Below are 18449 nucleotides of genomic sequence, written 5' to 3'. Positions count from 1 at the left end.
CGTCGGCATAATTGTGCAAGCGTGAACGGAAAATGACATCCTCTCAGTCACTTAGGAATGCCACAACTCCGCTGGGGCGTCCCACTGTATGTGTCGGGTCCTGCATTACTCCTCAACTTTTTCAAAAGAAATTCGACCAACTTATCCGGGGCAATTGACACACGAGCGCTGAGTGCTGACCGCGGGGTTGGTTCCGGCATTCTCGCTACACCAGCGACGCAGAGGTTGATAGGGCGCGCTGTTTTTTCACCTTCGGCGGATTAGCGAGCTGGTCACTCTCGTGCATCTCAAGGAAGCGATCGAAAAGTCGCTGCTGACGCTGTGATTCAGTGGGTGCTTTAGCGAAGCCGAACGCGCGGTCGATCACCTTATCGAGAGCGTCGTGCGCGTGCAGAAGCTCAGCCGACATCGCCAGTGGGTTGTACATTCGAGCAAGACTCTGACCGGGAAGGGCCACACGGGCGGCCAAAACAGCAGCCCCTGCGGCGATGACACGTTCACGCTCGGTGTTGCTCAGCTGCGGAAACGGGTAGTTGTTCCAGGTGATCGTATTGGCGAAGCGCAAATCTGATTTGATTCTCCCGCCAACCATCCGCTGCCAGGACAAAAACATCGTTGATGAAACGACCGCGAAGAGAAGTCCGTCAGGGTCCTCGGCCGTAAAGTTGGCGTCGCCAGAAATGACTTCAGCGTCAAAATACGCGACGGTAGCGAACAGCCGGTCTGCACTGAAATGCCGGGGGATACAAATATACGGAACGGTTGGTTGACGGAGCTCACCGAATAGCTGCGGCGTGCGAACGAGCTTCTGCGTTCCGACCTTTTTACTCGCCTTCCGCATCTCCCTCGAAGCCTCAAGTCGGCTGGAGAGAATCGGTGATTTGGAAATGTCATTTGCGTCGAGTTCTGTCAACCACAAGCACCATCGGTCGTCGCTATTGATGAGCTCGTCGGCGCCTATGAATGGGCGAACGTACTTCGCAGCGACGGCATCGGCCATTACGTCCGGGTACTCCGCTGGTGAGATGAGCAGACTGCCTCCGTCGGTTGGCGAGCTGCCCTTCTTCACCTCAGGTAGTGCCGCAAGAGGCTTCATTCGCTTGAATACGAACTGGTCGGGGCCATCAAGTAAATAGGGGTTGATGCGCGCAACGGGCATCTCAACTGGCTCGCTACTTGGCTTTGCGTAGTCGAAGAGGCGCGGCTTGTCCGTGCCTTTGTCGAAGCCGACGATGACGCAGTGCACCGCAGCTCCACCCGTTGCTTCGGTCCTCCAATTGAACGTTCTGTGAGCGAACGAGATACGCCAACCGTCGCCGAAGATCGGTTTGAATAGCGCGGGAACCGGCTGTCCTTGTGTGATCGAATTTGTGGTCACAAAGGCGAACGCTGCCCGGTCTGTATCCTTGAGGTAGGCCAGCGCCTTGGCGTGCCAAGCTGTGACGAAGTCCAAATATCCGTCATAGTTCTTGCCCCACGCGACTTTCATATCTGCTGTTTGATCGTCGGTCTTGGTATATTGACCGATGAATGGCGGGTTTCCGAAAACGAGAGTGGAATCGGTCGCCTCGACTGTCCTATTCCAATCGACCTCCAAAGCGTTTGCGTGCACGATGTTCGCGGCGACGGTGATCGGGAGGCGATTCGGCGCCGATCCTAGAGTCGATGCCATGCGCTGATTTGCTTGGTGATCGACCAGGAACATGGCCGTCTCGGCAATTTTGGAGGGCCACCAATTGATCTCAATGCCGGCGAATTGATCAGGGACGACGTTGAGATCTGCGGTGCCATCCAACGCGTAATCGCCGAGCCGCTTGATCTTGTCGAGCGGTGCCAGGCGGCGCAACTCTTGCAGCCGAACGAGCAGCCGGAGCTCAAGGTCACGCATTTCTCGATAAGCGACGATGAGAAAATTGCCACTGCCGCACGCGGGGTCGAGGTATCGGTAGTCCGCCAGTGATTGGTGTAGAGCAGTGAGAGCGGGTATCGACGGCCAGGCCGCCTGCAGCCTGACTTCGAGCTCATCGAGGAATAGTGGTCTGAGGGTCTTGAGGATGTTAATCTCGGTCGTGTAGTGCTCGCCCTGCTCTCGCCGTTTCGCACGACTGCTCATACCCTGAAACAAAGATCCGAAAATCGCCGGTGAGACGTCGGCCCACTCGAAGTTGCCAGCCGCGATGAGCGCGTCGCGCATTGCGTGATCGAAGGAGGGAATGTCAACGCGTTCGCTGAACAGGCCGCCGTTCACATACGGGAAGACTTTCAAATGGTCGTCGATTCGCGCCGAGCGCTTCCCAATCGGAGTATCGAGGACCTGAAAGAGAACAGCGATCTGGGCGCCAGCGTCCGAGCCATCCACAACTGTTGCGTATTCGATGAAATTACGAAAAGCATCCGGCTCCCAGAGACCGTCGGCGTCGTCACCGTAAAGGAGAAACAGGATCCTGGTCATGAAGATCGCGGCCTGCTCGGCGTCGTGGCCCTCGCCGCTCGCGTCGATATCGCCCAGGAGGGCGTCATAGAGCTTTCCCATCTGGCGGGCTGCCGTAACCGATACGGCTGTCTGCTCCGTGATCGCCCGCACCGGTGCTTGGTACCCAGAAAGGAACGCGAAGCGCGCTATGTACTTTGGCAACTTCGTAATTGGGAATCGGAACGGTGGGTCAACCGGTGACGCCAAGTCCGTGATCTGTACCTCTGCGAAATCGGTGCTGACAATATATCGCGGCATTTCAGCTGCGGAGATGTCCCCGCCGGCAAGATAGTCTTCGGCCTGTATTTCTGCTTTCCCGCCATCTTTTCCGAGGCTCTTGTGCTCGGCGATCATTACGCCGGGCATAAATACATCGATACGGCCTTGGTGCCCGGTGGAGGCTCGTTTTGCCCAGCGCTCAAAAACAGCTGTGGAATACCGGTCAACACCAAAGATCGCGAAAAATTCGTTCCACCACGTCTGCGCCTCGGCATGCTCACGCGACTCAAACTTCCACTTCGCCACGAAGGCCGAAGCACGACTATTCATCTCAGTAGTGGACAGCGGTTTGGCGCTCACCTTTAGTGCAATAGCCACTTGTTTCCCCTCAATGCAGACCCTGTGCTGAGCTCACAGTCTGATTATGGCGGATACGATCCTGCTTGCTCAGTCGGCGCGAACGGCTCAGGTGCAGCGCGGTCGCAATCAGGACAGTGTCAGCGCTGGACAAGCCTTGCGGCCATGGACCGTCTGAGCGACATCGGCCTGCATATCGTGGCCACTCGCAAGGCATAGTGGTCCGTTCGAGCACTGTACGAGGGCTGCCAGCCGTCGGCGTTATCGCCGGTAGCATCGAAAACGCTCAGAAGCTCACCGGTCGTGCTGGGGACCACGAATCTGCCGCACATGCTGGTGACGCTACCTCTCCCCCCGGTTTCGCCGGCAATGGATCGGCGCCCCTTCTGGATCGCGTCAGGACGAGCAACGCCACACGAGGCGAACGACACCGCACTGCGGGCAACACCAGAATGGGCCGTCATTGGTGCTCTTGCCCTCCAAGCTGGGGTGCCGGGGCGTCACCAGCCGCGCTGGGTGGCGAGGTCGTGGATGGAGTTGGCGACGGCGGCCGCGACGCCGCGCACGTCGGGCATTCCCTCGATGGTGGCGGCCGCGTCAGCGAACGCGCCGGCCAGGTTCGACCGGATGTGGGTGACGCGGGCTTCGGCCACGTCGGCGGGGATGCGGAGTTTGGTGGCCGCTTTTAGGAGCTCGGGCATGCCGATGGCGTCGAGGGTGTATTCGTCGTCGAGTTTCATGGCGGAACGCAGCGGGTCCTTCGACGGGTAGAGGGCGTGTGTGCCCACGTCGTAGAGCGGGGCGAGTGTGGCGCGCCGGCCGACGAGGAGCATGGAGAAGTTCTTCGCGTGGGCGTCGGTGCACGCGGCACTGACGTTGAAGACGAGGGCGTCAAAGAACCGGCGGCGGCTGTCGGCCTGGTCCCGGGGGTCTGAGAGGGTGTCGAACAGTCCCGCTATCTGGTTGACGCCGGGGCCGCCGTCCTGCTGATATTTCCGCATGGGGGCGACGGAGAGCGCCTGGCAGAGGTCCTCCTGGTGCAGCCGCGCCCACCGGCCGGCCGGCCGGTTCCGCTGCCGGCGGTCGTAGCGAGTGGAGACGAACACCCGGTCGCCCCGGTCCGTGGTCATCAGCTCGCTTCTGGCCACGCTCAGGCCGAGGAGCCGGGCGGCGGCCATCGTCACGTGCTCGTTCACGTCATGGTTTGTGTACGGCCAGATGGCGGGTTTCAGGATGTGGGTGGTGGGGGTCGAATCGTTCGGGGTTCCCCAGCGGCCATCGTCGAACCGGAACAGAGCAACTTTGGGTTGAGCACCAGGGAGAGACCAGTGCATGTCAGTGCGAACACCGCCCCAGGTGTCAGCGTTCTCGATCAGGTCGGCGATGACCTCCCCCACCTCAGCATCGGACAGCTCGGTGACATCACCTTGACGGGTGGCCGCATCGGAGGAGTCCTCCCCGGGCGGAAGTATCTGGACGGCGCCGGCGGCGTCCCGGCCAAAGTGGGCGAGAAGCCCAAACGGGTTCGCGGCAGATGTGCGGTACTTGCGGGAGAGCTGGTCAAGTTTGGTGGGACTGTCAGGCAGGAGGCCCTGCAGGAAAGGAGTGACGACGCGGGAAGGATGCTCGCGGCGCGACAGAGGCATCGACAGAGACAGCGGGGTGGCTGTGCCGCTACCGGTGTAGTCGCCCGTGTAACGGAAGGTGGTGTTACCAGTGGCGCTCTGGTGCAAGCTCCCGGCTCGGGTGCCATCGAGGTAGACGCTGAGTTTGCGAGACATCAACGGTCCAGGTCCGCGAACACGTCGTCGAGGGTAGTGCTGTCGTCGCCGTCGGGCGCGTCGGCTACGTGCAAGGCGAGGTGCAGGGCACTGAGCAGGGTGAAGACCCGGCCGAGGGACACCCCGGCTTTGCCGGCCTCGAAAGCGAGCACGGTTTCGCGGGACACCCCGGCGGCATCGGCAAGGGCCCGCTGAGTGAGCCCCAGAGCTTCCCGTCGCTGGCGCACGGCGGCGCCAAGGTCGCGGGCAGTGAACACGGTTTCCATGGGATCCCTCCGATGTGGGCTATCGTCCACATCACTCAGTATGGACTATCGTCCACTTTTCGTAAAGTGGAGAATCATCCACACCAAGCCTGGTGGAACATCGTCAACGTCCCGAGCCACACCGACCGGGTGATGCAGGCCACCCCAGTGGTGCGGCGGAACGTGACGTTAGCCCTCGTTGCCGGAGAGCGAAGCCGGAGCGAACAACCCCGCCAACCCACGATCACTGGCGTCGAGATCGGGCTTCTGACGCCCCGACGTGAGAATGCTCATCTCAATGTCAGTGAATTGCTCATTTGGCTGTCAGTTGGCCAGTAGCGCTTGATGGCAGCGTTAGCCGGACCCACCAGGGCAATCTAAGCGGGACCCACTTCGGCCGTTGCGGCGTGTCACGGGCACCTGAACCGGGACCCACCTTCACCGTGGTCGCAACGCGTTTTCGGTTGCTCACGGTGGAGGTTCGGATGGACTCTCGGGTGGAATTGTTCTCACGGATCCGCTGTGCTGCGCGCGTGGAAGGCCTCTCAATTCATGAGCTGGCCCCGCCGCGTCACGGTGTCGGCCGGCCCATGGTGCGGTTGGCTCTCGCGCAAGCAGAACCACCGCCCCGGAAAACGCGGGTGCGGACGGCGCCCTGGTTGGACGTATTTATGAGCGTCACCGACGAGATGCTTGGCGAGGACCTCAAGGCCCCGCGCAAATAACGTCACGCGGCGAGGCGGGTCTTCGCTCGCCTGGCCGACGATCAGTATGCCTCGGGTCCCTCATACTCCTCGAAAGGCATGGACTCCAGATGAGAGGCCCACAGGCAAGCAAGTTCGTCGCACCCGAGATACACCGTGCCGTCTCCCAACGTATAAACGTTGACCATTTCCCCGCACTTCGGGCAGCGGCCCAGCGATGACTCGTCCATGGCGGCAGGGTACTGGCTAGGAGTGCGCCTTGTCGCCTGTCTGCGGGGTGCTCTTGGCTCTCTTCTTCCCAGCGGGAGCAGCCGAGCTGGGGGCGGATCCGTCGGTGTTCTCAGGTTCGTGCTCGTCTCGTTCGTACGCGCGGAAGTCGGCAATGCGTTGGTCCGCGTATTCACGTTCGCGGATGATCGCGGCCAAGGCGTTGTCGCGTTCGATGGTCAGCACGGCGACCTGCGAACTCGCAGCGCCGGCACGGTCGCGTTCAGCAGAGAGTTCCGTGCGGAGGGCGTCGACCTGGTCACGCCCGGCCTGCACGTGCGCCTCAGCCCGCTCGGCGCGTTCCGTCGCGGCAGTAGCCGTCGCCACAGCCGCCGTAGCCCGGCCCTCGGCTGTAGCGGCGGTAGCGGTCATGGTTACCAACCGCGCAGCGGTAGCAGCGTGGTCGCGCTGCTCTTCAGCTAGGCTCCCCCGCAGCGTGGTGAGTTCTGTTTCAAGGCCCGCCACGGTGGTGCGGTTGCTCTCACGGTCCGCTGCCGCGGCAGCAATAGTGTCGGCGAGTTCTTCGACGAGCTGCAGGCGCGCCGTTTCGGTGGCCAGCGCGTTCTCCTGCGCTTCGGCCAGGGCGTGCTCGAGGAGTTCACTGCCCGCAAGGGCTTCAGCGGTGAGGGCGTCAGCGTCCACTCGTTCGGCTTCCGCACGGCGCTGAGCTTGCTCAGCCCTCGTGGCGCGAGCTGTCGCCGTGGCGACGGCTTCGGCGGCATCGCTGGCGACAGACTCAGCTTGTGCCTCGGCGGCGTCGAGGTCCCCCACTGTGCCGAGCTCCTCGACCAGGACGCGCAGCTGGCCTTCGAGGTGTTCGATCATCCCGGACACCTGCGACCGGATCTCGCTCGCCCGCTGCCGAGCAGAATCCACGGGCCGGCCATCGACCTTGGCCGGCGCTGTGACGGTGCCGCGCTGCGCCTGCCGGGCACGCCAAGCCGCCGCCCGGTTGTGGGCGGGATCGTCGCAGTACTCGGGAGGCCGGCCCGAACCGGACTCCCCCGCCGCCGCCGGGCGGTCACAGCCGGGGAAACGGCACGTGCGCACGTCAGCGGGAGTCTCCATGATATCCATAACGTTATTCTAACACGAAACGTAATAACGAAACGAAAACGTAATACGTTTTACGTTATTGCGCGAAGGCTCGCCTGAGCAGCCAGCGCGGCGGCCGGCTGGAGGAGCCAGCCGAACCGCGGGCAGAGACCCACACGGCGCCGCGAAGCCTGTTGCGGGCGCGGCAAAGCCGCGCGTCCCAGCGGTAGCGCCTGGACGCTTCACCTGCCACCGACTGGGCCCGGGCGGTCGCAGGCGGTGGCGACCTCGCCGGCGCCGGTCAGGGGCGGGCGGTCACGCGCCGCCGCAGGTTTATGCGGGTGTGGGCGTGCTGCGGCGTTGGATGGTCGCGGTGGCGCGGGTGAGGTTGGGGCCGATGGCGTCGGCGTCGATGACGCGCCCGTACCGTTTCTGCGCGCCTTGACCCCAGGAGACGGTGTGCTCCTGCCCGACGACGATCACGGCATCACCTTTGTGGAGGGTGTCGAGGGTGTTCTGCCCGAGCTCAAATTTTGCTTCCACAAAATGCGTCGTCGGCGCCTCATGCTCCACCCACGCGCCCTGCCGATACTCCCCCGTGTTCTCGACCACGCGAAGCTTCACAATCTGCACCCGGCCGGCCTGCACAGCCTCCGGGTCACTCGCCAGGTTCCCGATGATGATTCTGGTACTCATGGTGCTCCTCCTGCTCGACCGGTTCGTTGTCCCCGCCGGCGACGGCGAGCCCTGCACGGTGACGGTTCGTGCGGGTGGGTCCTCGTCAATACCCCACGAGGCGAGGGCCTCACTGCGGGTCACTTCACGCGGCGGCTCACTCAGGCGCCGGCGTTGCTCGAGCTCCTCGTAACTGACGATCTCCCGCGGGATCCGACGCTCATCATCAAACGCCGCCCGGTAGTACCGATCCGCCAACGTTTCGAGCTCGTCGACCTCGACCTGCCGGGCAGCATGCCCCGCCAACCACCCCGCCCGGTAACTGTCGTCCTCCGGAGTCCCGGCCGGCGGCCCCTCTGCCTCGTTCATGAGGCGGCCTCCGCACCGATGAGGTCGATACGGTCAGGACGAAAACCCGACCAATGATTCTGATCATCCACCACCACCACCACCGGCGCCGCGAAATAACCCAAGTCCTCAGACACATACGCCAACGCTGCCTCACTCTCAGTCAGGTCGACAACCTGATACTCAATCCCCCGCGCATCCAAGTACCGGTACGTAGCGGTGCACTGCACACACCGCGGCTTACTGTAAACCGTCACCATCTCACTCATGATCTTGCTCCCTCTCTACCAACAATTTTTTTGCCTAGCTGGCAAGAGAAATCGATAGCGACCGTGAGTGCCGTAGTGCCGGGTCGTGGAATACCGGAACGCAGCGAGGATATGCCGCGAAAGCCCGGAACGCAGGCACGGGAGGAAGCTACGATGATCAGCCAGACAGGTGAAACCGAAAGGCTCTTACAGCGCCGCGCAGCGGCTCGATCAGGATCCGGCCTCCGTGACGGTTCCCGTAGTGGCGCGGGGTGGTGGGGTGGCGCCTCTCCAGCTCTGCCGTTAGCTTCCGAGGGGTCTGCCTTGACGGAATCCACCGATATTTCGAGGAAAGGGCTCACCGTCGTTGAATTCGACTGCGAGCCGTGCAAGTTCACGTTCGAGCGCACCGTCAACGAGGGCGGCCATTGATGTGTAGCCGCCGTCGTAGCCTGCGGTTCGGAGTACTGCGGTTTCGGCACGCTTCTTGAGGGACGTGCGGAGCCCAAACGTGACTGCTTTCTTCTCGTCACTTTCCACTGCGGGGGCCAATGACGCACTGGAGTCGGGCGTTGGTGATGGAGCGGACGGCGGAGGCTCCATGGCGGGCGGCGTGCGGACTTCTTCGACCTCGGGCACCAGCCTGATGGGGCTTGCGCTTCCTGGCCGTCGACGACTGGGGGCGGTCATGCTGCCATCCCCTTGGTGCCCAGGAAGCGGGCTAGGTAGGTTCGAGCGACGGCGTCATAGAGAGCGACGGTCTTGCGTCCGTTTCGGTCGCTCCAGTCGGACAGCGAAACAGCCGCCGCGTCAGCTTCTGCGAAGCGTGACCATTCGGGAATGTAGGACGGGTTGAGCATTTCTGAGCCGTCGGACATCTTTACGAGGCCGCCGAGGTTCCACACAAGGTCCCCGAACTGGCCGCGTAGCCCCTCGATTTGGTAGTCGTGTTCGATGGTGGCTTTTCGTCGCGTTACGACGATGCCGCCGACAGTGAGCGTCGGGTTGGCGATGTCGATCGCGTGACGAGTCACGAAGTCGCTCACGCGGATGGCTGCTTCGACGGAGTCGTAGTTTGGGTCGGTTGGAACGATGATAGTGTCGGCGGCCGCCATCGACATCTGGACTAGGTGGCCCAGGTCCGGCCGAGTGTCGATGAGGATGATGTCGTAGTCGTCGGTCCATCCGTCGAGTGCTTTCTGGAGCCGTCTCACAGCTCCGATGACTCCGGCTTCGGTTTCCCGGTTGATCAGGTCAAACCGGGCCGGGAGAACATCGATGTTTTCCGCTTCGGCTGTTGGAGTTCCATCGGGGCTGATCCATCCGCAGGCGACCACAGCCCCCTCCCCCGCGCCTGATTGGTCGGCTTTGATGACCTCGGACATGGTGGCGATGGGTTCGTTGGCGTTCCATTCGATGCCGAGGCGACGTGTGGCGTTCGCCTGTGGATCCATGTCTACGACGAGAATCCGCTGGCCTGCTCGAGCGAGCGCAGCGGCGAGCTGTACGGTCAGCTCCGTCTTGGACACGCCACCCTTGTTGTTCGCTATGACTGCTGTGTGGACCACGGTTCTTGCCTCTCTCGAAAGTCAATAAACACAATACTTGTTTGTGTTTATAGGGTTGATTGTCTTTCAACTATTGCCTTGTTTGCGAATATTGCTTTTATTAACACGCCAACAAGACAATAATTCATTATTTCACAATAAACACAATACTTGCAATACTTGCACTACTTGCAATACTTGCAATACTTGCAATACTTGCAATACTTGCAATACTTGCAATACAAACAAGTATTGTATTACTTCCACGCAGGACCATGAGGGGTTGCCCTCACGGTCTTTCCATCGGACCGGGGCCGGGACGGGCCTGAAACGAACTCCGATCCAGTGCCAAGCGGCCGAATGTCGATATGACCTGGCCTAGCCAGCTCGTCGGGTCCGGCCTCCGTGCCAGCTGCTGGTGGGGGAGTGTGAGGGGGTCACCCCTCACCGGCTGGCCCTCGTGGGGCCAGCCGGTGGTCGGGGTTAGATGTTGCGGAGCATGCCGACGACGGTGGGGAACGGGGAGAGGCTGTCGACGAGGGTGTCGATGGTGCCCTCGTCGGGTTTGTGTGCGAGTGCTTTCTGGATCCGGGCGACCTGCCGGTCGGTGAGGCCGACGGTTTCACCGTCGCCGGTGACGCTGACGGCGATGGCGGTTCCGAAGATGACGGTCGGGCTGCCGAGGAGGTGGGTGAGCACGGTGGCGGGCAGGTTCAGGGGGGACCGGGGTCTGAGTAGTAATGGAACGAAAACGTGCGCTAAGCGTGGGTTTTGGGGTTGAGGTAGCCGTAAACGGTTGTGCGGGGGATGCGGAGTAGATCTGCGATTTGCTGGACGGTGTGTTTCCGGCCTTCGTACAGCTCTCGTGCGTGGGCGCCTTGTTCGGTGGTTAGTTTCGGGCGTCGGCCCCCGATGCGGCCCCGGGCGCGGGCGGCTGCGAGGCCGTCTTGGGTGTTGGCGATGATGAGTTCTCGCTGGAACTCGGCCAAAACGGACAGCATCCCAAACATGGCGCGGCCTTCCGAAGTGGTGGTGTCGATGCCTTGCTCGAGTACTCGCAGTCCGACTCCGCGCTGTTGAAGGGCCGCGCCGAGGGTGACGAGGTGGAGCACGGATCGGCCGAGCCTGTCGAGGCGGGTGATGACGAGTTGATCACCGGCACGGTTTGCGGAGGCGAGGGCTTTGTCGAGTTCGGGGCGATTGGCCCGTGCCCCGCTCGCGCGGTCGGTGTAGACGTTGTCGGGTTCGACGCCGGCGCGGGTGAGGGCGTCGATTTGGTGGTCAATGTTCTGGTCGGGTGTGGAGACTCGGGCGTATCCGATAAGCATGTGTCGAGAATATCGGCGGCGCGGGTTTTTCGTCGTTGTTTTCCGACGCGAGTTGTCGACGCGATTTCGGCGGCGTGTCGTCGGTAGGGTGGAACGTCGGTAGAGGATCGTTTGTCGACATAAGCGGATGCCGAGGAAACCCTGTGCCGGTTAGTTTTGTGTCGACGGGTCAGCAGGAGCGATATGCCCGGTACTCCGCGGATCCGGATCAGGGGCAGCTTGATCGTTTCTTCCATCTCAGTGCTCGTGATCGGGCGCTGATCGCGGGCCGGCGTGGAGCGCATAACCGGCTCGGATTCGCCGCCCAGATCGGGACGGTGCGGTTCTTGGGGGTTTTCCTTCCCAACCCGGCTGAGGTCCCGCGGGTCGTTGCGGAGTATCTCGCCGGCCAGCTCGAGATCCCTGATTGGCGGGTGCTGCACGACTATGCCCGGCGTGAGGGCACGAATCGTCTCCATGCTGGCGAGATCCAATCGGCGTACGGGTACCGCGACTTCGCCGCCGAGGACAGCCAGGCAGGGTTCACCGGCTGGTTGCAGGCGCGCGTCAAGATCGGAGCGGAACGGCCGACAGTGTTATTCGACTTGGCGACGGCATGGCTGTTGGAGGCCAAGATTCTCCTTCCCCGTCCGTCAACGCTGCTCCGGGCTATCGCGCAGGCCCGCGAGCAAAGCAACGTGCGAGTGTGGGACGAGCTCGCGTCGTTGCCCAATCGGGTGCAGCAGGCACGGCTCGAGGAGCTTCTCGTGACCCGAACAGGAGAACGGTCGTCGGTGTTGGACCGGCTACGTCGGGCGCCGACACGAGTGTCAGCCAGCGGCCTGCTGGGTGCACTGGAGCGGTTGGACAGCATCCGGGCGATCGGGGTCGGGAATGTGGACGTCTCACCGATCCCGCCCAGCCGTGTGGCGGCTCTGGCCCGGTACGGGGTCGTCGCGAAGGCGCAGACCCTCGCCCGGATGACGAAGCCCAGGCGGATCGCGACGTTGCTCGCCGCGGCCCAACAGCTGGAGATCGCAGCAACCGACGATGCTCTTGATCTGCTCGATCAGCTCCTCGGGAGCCTCCTCTCCCGCGCCGAGAAGGCCGGGAAGAACGAACGCGCCCGCTCTCAACCCGCTGTGGACAGTGCCGCGTGGGCGCTCTCACAAGCGGTCCAGGTTCTCCTCGACCCGCCCGAGGGTGATGTGTTGGCGCTGTGGGCCGCGATCACCCAGCACGTGTCCCGGAACGACCTCGAGGCGGCCGTCGCAACCCTCGCCCAGATCAACGTCGACCCGGCCGACGTGCACCTGAACGATCTGATGACCCGATACACGTCGGTGCGTCGGTTCCTGCCGGCACTGCTGCGGACACTCCAGCTGCGCGCCGCTCCCGGCGGCGAGGCGACGCTGGAAGCGTTCGACGCGCTCCGACGCCTTGAAGGCCGCCACAACATCCGCGTCGACGCTGTATCGATAGATCTGGCGACCGGCGTCTGGCGGCATCGCATCGAGGACGAAAACGGATTCCTGAATCGCCGCGCCTACACGTTCCTGGTGCTGGAGAAGCTGCGGGAGAGTCTGCGGCGACGGGACGTTTTCGTGCCGGGAAGCGACCGGTGGGGCGACCCGCGAGCGAAACTGCTCGAGGGCGTCGCGTGGGAAACCGCGCGGCCACAGATCGCCGCCGGCTACGGACACAGCCTCGACGCCGACCAACAGATCACCACCCTCGCGGCCGAGCTCGACGACGCCTACCGTGCGGTCGCCTCCCGCCTCCACGACAACCCCGCCGTCCGGATCGAATCCATCGACGGCCGCGCCAGACCAGTTCTGACGCCGCTGGACCGGCTCGAGGAACCCGCCTCCCTCGCCGCTCTCCGCGATGCGGTCAACGCGAGGATCCCGCGCGTGGACCTCCCCGACCAAATTCTCGAAGTTGCCGGCTGGACCAGGTTCCCGGGCGAGTTCACGCATGTCTCCGAGGGGAACACCAGCGCCCAGAACCTTCACCTCAGCATCTGCGCCGTCCTACTGGCCGAAGCATGCAACGTCGGTCTGGAACCGGTGGTCCACCCCGACAACCCGGCTCTCACCCGCGCCCGGCTCTCCTGGACTGATCAGAACTACATCCGCACCGAAACGATCGCGGCAGCCAATGCCCGCCTCGTGGAGATGCAAAGTACGATCCCCATCACGGCATTCTGGGGTGGCGGCGACGTCGCCTCCGCCGACGGCATCCGCTTCGTCGTCCCCGTCCGCACTCTGAACGCCGGCCCCAATCCCCGCTACTTCGGTGCCGGCCGTGGGATCACCTACCTCAACTTCCTCTCCGACCAATTCTCCGGCTTCCACGGGATCGTCATTCCCGGAACCCTTCGCGACAGCCTCTACATCCTCGACGGCCTCCTCGAGCAACAAACCGGTCTGCAACCCACCGAGCTCATGACCGACACCGCCGGCTACTCCGACCAAGTCTTCGGCCTCTTCCGCCTCAACGGCTACCAATTCAGTCCCCGGCTGGCCGATATCGGCGGGACCCGGTTCTGGCGCATCAACCGTGACGCCGACTACGGCCCCCTCAACGACCTCGCCACCCACCGCATTAACACGGCCCTGATCGCTACCCACTGGGACGACCTGCTCCGCATCGCCGGGAGCCTGGCGACGGGGACAGTGAAAGCCTCAGAACTCCTCCGCGTCCTCCAAGGTCAAGGCCGCCCCACACCCCTGGGCCGTGCCCTCGCCGAATACGGGCGCATCGCCAAGACCACCTACCTACTCGCGTACCTAGACGACGACAGTTACCGACGCCGGATCCTCACCCAACTCAACCGCACCGAAAGCCGCCACGCCCTCGCCCGCGACGTCTTCCACGGGCAACGAGGCCAACTCCGGCAACGCTACCGAGAAGGCCAGGAAGATCAACTCGGCGCCCTCGGACTTGTCGTCAACGCCATCGTCCTCTGGAACACCCGCTACATCGACGCCGTCGTGAACCAACTCCGTGCCGAGGGCTACCCCGTCAACGACACCGACGTCGCCCGACTCTCACCCCTGATCCGCGACCACATCAATCTCCTCGGCCGCTACCGCTTCAGCACCAGCGACCTCCCCAAAGAAGGCCTGCGCCCCCTCAGAAACCCGAATACCCCCCACTAGCCCGAATCCTTAGCGCACGTTTTCGTTCCATTACTACTCAGACCCCAACTCCGAGGAAAAACGTTCCGTGCACGCCAGTGGCGCCGGGGAGGCCGAATCCGTCCGTCAGGGAGTCGTGCAGGGTATTCTTCAGCGGCGCGACCAGAGTGCTCGCCTTGGGCTTCGCTTCCCCATTGAGGGAGTCGTGCAAGGTATTCTTCAGCGGCGCGATCAGAGTGCTCGGCTTGGGCGCTGCTTCCCCATTGAGGGAGTTGTTCGTTAGCGTCGCATCGCAGGTGACGCTGGCTCCGCCGCCATTGGCGGAGTTGTTGCACTGCGTGATCGTGACCGGGAGCAGCGCACTCTGGGTGGACGGGTGCACGGTGCAGATGACACCGGTAGCGCCACCACCGCCGATTGCGGAATCGTTGCACTGCGTGATCGTCGCGCTAGATGTTGCGGCAGGGAACGGGTCACAGATCAGCGCCGTGCCGCCACCGGTTGCGGATCCAACACACTGATTCACTGTTGCGCCGGTAGGCGCCTTGTCCTCATCGGCCGCACCAGTGATGTTGTTGACCACGGTCACGGTGCAGTCCAAGTTACCGCCGCCGCCGTTCAGTGCGTAGTTGCACTGGCTCACCGCGCTGGTAAGCGTGTTGTAAGACTCCGTCGACGCAGGGCCACACTTAGACGCGCCGTTGGCCCCCTCACACACCGTGGTTGCGACAGTGGAGCTCTCCACCCCACTGGTCAAATTCAGGTTGTTTTCTACGCTCACATCGCAGATAAGTTCCAGGCCTGGGGTGTTATCGACACTGTCACACTGGGAGAAGTCCTGCGCGGACGCGCTGTTCGAAGAAACGAGGGTGAGGCCCGCGACCGCAACGAAAAGCGCCGCAACCAAAACGACGGCTCTCATCAGCGAAGACATACGACGGGTGCCTGCAGGAATAGAGATTAATGAAGCTGTAAGCACAGGTCCCCCAAGTTAGGATTTGACTTTAGCATGAGCCGTTCCAGGTTCTGCTTCTCCTCTACTGGGGCGGATGGTTCGAACGCGCTGCGAGCAAGGCGTCAATTTTCAGGGACCGGGTAATCTACAAGCTCCTTCCCGAGGAAAGAGCCGTCGAGTATGACCGAGGCAGCTGTGGCTAACGACCTGAACCGGTCTTCACGGGGTGGCTTGTGAATTCGTTGCATATCCGACGCTAAGGGTTTGTGGGGTGTGGCGTTCGGTAACGATCGTTCGCACGGCACCCCGGGACAGGATCAGTAAAGCGCGGAATCACGCGGCGAGTTTTGTAATGCTTGCCATGTACTCGTCTATGTAATGCATTACCGGGTTGGTTATACTTTTGCATGCAAATTGGATACGGCCGAGTCTCAATCCGGGACCAGCACGACGCCCCGACCGAGACTGGTTGCGAGAAGGAATCAGACCAACCACGCGGCTGAATGGGTCTCACTCACGCGAGGTTATTCGTCGCGGCAACTTGGTTGTGACCATTCCGGCCGGTTCTCGCGACTTCCCTGCGTGCCTGCATTTCGCTGTTTCGAGGCATGTCCTCAAACGCCCGACACGATACTAATGTTGGGTATCCGACGAATTCACCAGCCACGTACTCGTGGGCCTGGAGTGAACGACCCCAGGATTTCTATGCGACGGAGAGCTGCCAGCGATTCTCCGGGTTGAGCACCCCTTCATCAACATATTCGCGGGCCTGGTGGTGGTCGGCCCGACCATCCGGTGAACGCGGGTAGCGGGGCCAAACGCGTTCACCTGGTGTACTGGCCTCAAACAGTGGCCGGCTCGACACGTGAGGCCGGCGCGGACGCTGCCTCGGGGTACTGGTCATCGTGGCGTATTCGGCTTGCCACCACGCCCACACAACACGCTCCGCCTCATACTGATCGGCCCGGGCGTACAGCATCCCCTCAACACCCAGAACACGAGCCGCCAGCGTACGCAAGTCCCGAAGTGACCGAGCCCAGCCCTCCGGGTGTTTGATGATGAGTCGGTGTCGGCGAAGGCGACCCAGGATCGTAGCCGTGTGGCGGGAGGACACCCCCAGAAGCCGGGCCGCAGAGTCGATCGTCACGGCGGCGTGCTCCCGGAGGAGCGTGTAGATCCTGCCAGCAAGGTGACCCAGTCCTTTACGAGTGAAGAGGTCGTGGAGCTGGTCAGTCAGTTGGTTCTCGATCATGCGCACCAGTTCGGCCCGGAGCGTGAAGAGTTCGGGAGGGGGGCGGGGGTTATTAGATGGTTGTGACCGGACCATGTCATAGGCTGTGGAAAACTTTCCAGTTAGCTCCCATTCGGCGGCGTTGCCGCCGTCAGAATTGCGGACCTGCTGGATGAATCCGGCCTCGGTGAGGGCGTGGAGGGCGCTAGCTGCGGTCGTACGGCCCAGGCCCGACATCAGGGCCAGGTCGCGGATGGACGCCGCGACAGCGTGCTTCCCGGTCTGCAAGGTGAGGTAGGCCAGAGCGATCAGGATGGTGCGCTGGGAAATGGCCGACTCGGTGCGTCCCCACCGGCCGGCATTGACGCGAAGGCGCATCAGAAGGTCATCGACATCGGCGACGATCGCACCCAACTCCGTGAGGTCTTGGGGTTTCTGTGCGGCGGGGAGCGGGCGCTGGAGCGCCGCGTACTGCTGCGCCTTGGCCCACTGGCGGGACAGGCGATCGTGGGCCTCGCCCGCGCTGCGGGGCCGGCGCGTGCCGCGCCCCGTGTTCTTCGTGCGGAAGTGCTCCATACCGGGGGCAGTCTTGGCCGCGTGCTCGACGTCCCCGCGCGTCCATCCGGCGCTGGCCGCCGTCAACAAGCACATGAAACCCGTCCACGACGGGTTGCTCCCACCATTGATGGTAGCCATGTGGCCTTCCCCCGTCGTGCTGAGGTCCCGGTGGGTGTGGTGAGAGCCATCGACTGGGCCCGAGGGCCGCGTATCGACGTGGCGGAGAGCAGGTTTACGCTCTCCGAGCACCACGGCAAGCCGTTCCAGTTCTCCAGGCGTCGTGGTCAGCGCCGCGAGTGCATCCAGGCGACCGCGGAGCACCGTTGAGGTGCTGCCATCCCGGTGTGGAGCCCCGGGCGGACGCGCGGCGCCCTCGGCTGGGTTCAGCAACATGCCGTGGTCGAGGGTGTCATACGTCGCGTGGGCCACTCTTGCGACAGCAGCAACGATCGCGGGGGAAGCCCCACCAGCAATGCCGATCCAGACATGTCGGCCGCCGCCCGCCGACGACTGGCAGACGACGTGGACGATTGAGAGTTCATCGAGAACACCGCAGAGGGCGTCACAGTCGTCGACGGCGTTCTCCACGGCGTCAGGAGTCTTCGCGTCAAAGTCGAAGCAGAGCAACCGGAACTGATGCGCGGCGTCGGCCAGACGGACACACCACGGCGTCGTGGGTGCGTCGGGCCCGACACGGTACAACCGGGGGTATTGGTTGATGTGTAGCTGACCGTCGGCCTCGCGCACCATGACCCTAACCTGGTCGCGCGGACTGATGCGGCGCGTCAAATCCCAGGCCGTCCACCGGTCGGAAGACACGCCCAACGGGGTTCCCATCACGGAAACATCGTCAAAACGGTATACATCGGTTACTATGGGGTCATCCCTTCGAGTCGTCTTCGATTGGGTACACAAAAGCCCCGGCCTGAGAACCGGATCTTTCAATTAGCTCGAACCTCGTCGCCGCCAAGCAGAGAAGGTTTGAGCTACGAAACTTGGAGAAGCCCGTCGCGGAAGCGACGGGCTCTTTCGTTTAAGCCGCTGGGATATGCAACTCCTCCTGACGAGGGGGGAAAAGGTCAAGCACGGGAAGCTGACCTTCGGCCTCAAGCGTCATGCGCAATAGAGCCTCGAGGTACATCCCGGACGAGACGCCGCTCGCGGTAGCCGCGGCGTTGACCTCTTCACGGATTGCGGAGTTCACTCGCGCCTGAAACAGCACGGTGGGGGTGTTCTCCGGGCGTCTGGCCCGGCCCTTGATTGCGCTCATGCCATTGAGCATGGCAGTGAAGTGAATGCATTCGGGAAAGACACGCCGCCGAGTTGCCCAAATCGGTGCGTTGCCCCCGTTCGCGT

Annotated in this window: 14 protein-coding genes; 1 reads left to right on the top strand and 13 read right to left on the bottom strand. The window is 62.8% G+C overall.

The annotated features are described in order from the left end of the window. Nucleotides 1-205: 205 nt before the first annotated feature. The 10 genes from H4V99_RS16405 to H4V99_RS16360 all read right to left on the bottom strand — a co-directional run bounded on the left by H4V99_RS16405 (nt 206) and on the right by H4V99_RS16360 (nt 11227). On the bottom strand, nt 206-3070 hold the full coding sequence (locus H4V99_RS16405) for a DNA methyltransferase (RefSeq protein ID WP_280680330.1): 2865 nt from the start codon (nt 3068-3070) through the stop codon (nt 206-208). A gap of 479 nt (nt 3071-3549) precedes the next feature. Then, nucleotides 3550-4830: a HipA domain-containing protein gene (locus H4V99_RS16400; RefSeq protein WP_280680329.1), complete on the bottom strand. Its 1281-nt coding sequence runs from the start codon at nt 4828-4830 to the stop codon at nt 3550-3552. Beyond that, the gene (locus tag H4V99_RS16395) at nt 4830-5096 is read right to left on the bottom strand and encodes a helix-turn-helix domain-containing protein (RefSeq protein ID WP_280680328.1); all 267 of its coding nucleotides are present in this window, start codon (nt 5094-5096) and stop codon (nt 4830-4832) included. Before H4V99_RS16395 ends, H4V99_RS16400 begins: the two co-directional genes overlap by 1 nt. A gap of 929 nt (nt 5097-6025) precedes the next feature. After that, nucleotides 6026-7123 (bottom strand): hypothetical protein, encoded by a 1098-nt coding sequence (locus tag H4V99_RS16390; protein ID WP_280680327.1) that lies wholly within the window; start codon nt 7121-7123, stop codon nt 6026-6028. 291 nt (nt 7124-7414) lie between these two features. Further along, a complete protein-coding gene (locus H4V99_RS16385; protein WP_280680326.1) occupies nt 7415-8125 on the bottom strand; it encodes a single-stranded DNA-binding protein in 711 nt (236 codons plus the stop codon). Continuing rightward, entirely contained in the window at nt 8122-8364 is a 243-nt protein-coding gene (gene nrdH / locus H4V99_RS16380; protein WP_280680371.1) for a glutaredoxin-like protein NrdH, read from the bottom strand. The genes H4V99_RS16385 and nrdH overlap by 4 nt, the downstream gene beginning before the upstream one ends. 291 nt (nt 8365-8655) lie before the next feature. Beyond that, a complete protein-coding gene (locus H4V99_RS16375) occupies nt 8656-9042 on the bottom strand; it encodes a hypothetical protein (RefSeq protein ID WP_280680325.1) in 387 nt (128 codons plus the stop codon). Beyond that, nucleotides 9039-9920 (bottom strand): AAA family ATPase, encoded by an 882-nt coding sequence (locus H4V99_RS16370; RefSeq protein ID WP_280680324.1) that lies wholly within the window; start codon nt 9918-9920, stop codon nt 9039-9041. The genes H4V99_RS16375 and H4V99_RS16370 overlap by 4 nt, the downstream gene beginning before the upstream one ends. Nucleotides 9921-10382: 462 nt before the next feature. Further along, on the bottom strand, nt 10383-10598 hold the full coding sequence (locus tag H4V99_RS16365; protein WP_280680323.1) for a hypothetical protein: 216 nt from the start codon (nt 10596-10598) through the stop codon (nt 10383-10385). Nucleotides 10599-10657: 59 nt separating this feature from the next. Further along, nucleotides 10658-11227, bottom strand: coding sequence for a recombinase family protein (locus H4V99_RS16360; protein WP_280680322.1), 570 nt, complete (start codon nt 11225-11227; stop codon nt 10658-10660). 143 nt (nt 11228-11370) lie between these two features. Here H4V99_RS16360 and H4V99_RS16355 point away from each other — a divergent pair, with 143 nt between their 5' ends. Continuing rightward, nucleotides 11371-14370, top strand: coding sequence for a Tn3 family transposase (locus tag H4V99_RS16355; RefSeq protein ID WP_280680321.1), 3000 nt, complete (start codon nt 11371-11373; stop codon nt 14368-14370). A 37-nt stretch (nt 14371-14407) separates the two neighbouring features. Here the strand turns inward: H4V99_RS16355 and H4V99_RS16350 are convergent, their stop codons facing one another. The 3 genes from H4V99_RS16350 to H4V99_RS16340 form a co-directional block, all read right to left on the bottom strand. Continuing rightward, nucleotides 14408-15271, bottom strand: a complete 864-nt coding sequence (locus H4V99_RS16350) for a hypothetical protein (protein WP_280680320.1) — start codon at nt 15269-15271, stop codon at nt 14408-14410. Nucleotides 15272-16007: 736 nt separating this feature from the next. Further along, the gene (locus H4V99_RS16345; RefSeq protein ID WP_280680370.1) at nt 16008-17930 is read right to left on the bottom strand and encodes a hypothetical protein; all 1923 of its coding nucleotides are present in this window, start codon (nt 17928-17930) and stop codon (nt 16008-16010) included. 196 nt (nt 17931-18126) lie between these two features. Next, a complete protein-coding gene (locus tag H4V99_RS16340; protein WP_140425453.1) occupies nt 18127-18363 on the bottom strand; it encodes a toxin-antitoxin system HicB family antitoxin in 237 nt (78 codons plus the stop codon). Between the last annotated feature and the right edge of the window lie 86 nt (nt 18364-18449).

Origin of the sequence: Cryobacterium sp. CG_9.6, from assembly GCF_029893365.1 — a bacterium.
GTDB lineage: Bacteria > Actinomycetota > Actinomycetes > Actinomycetales > Microbacteriaceae > Cryobacterium.
Note: the sequence above shows the minus strand (reverse complement) of the source record. Positions and strands in the feature narration are given on the sequence as shown.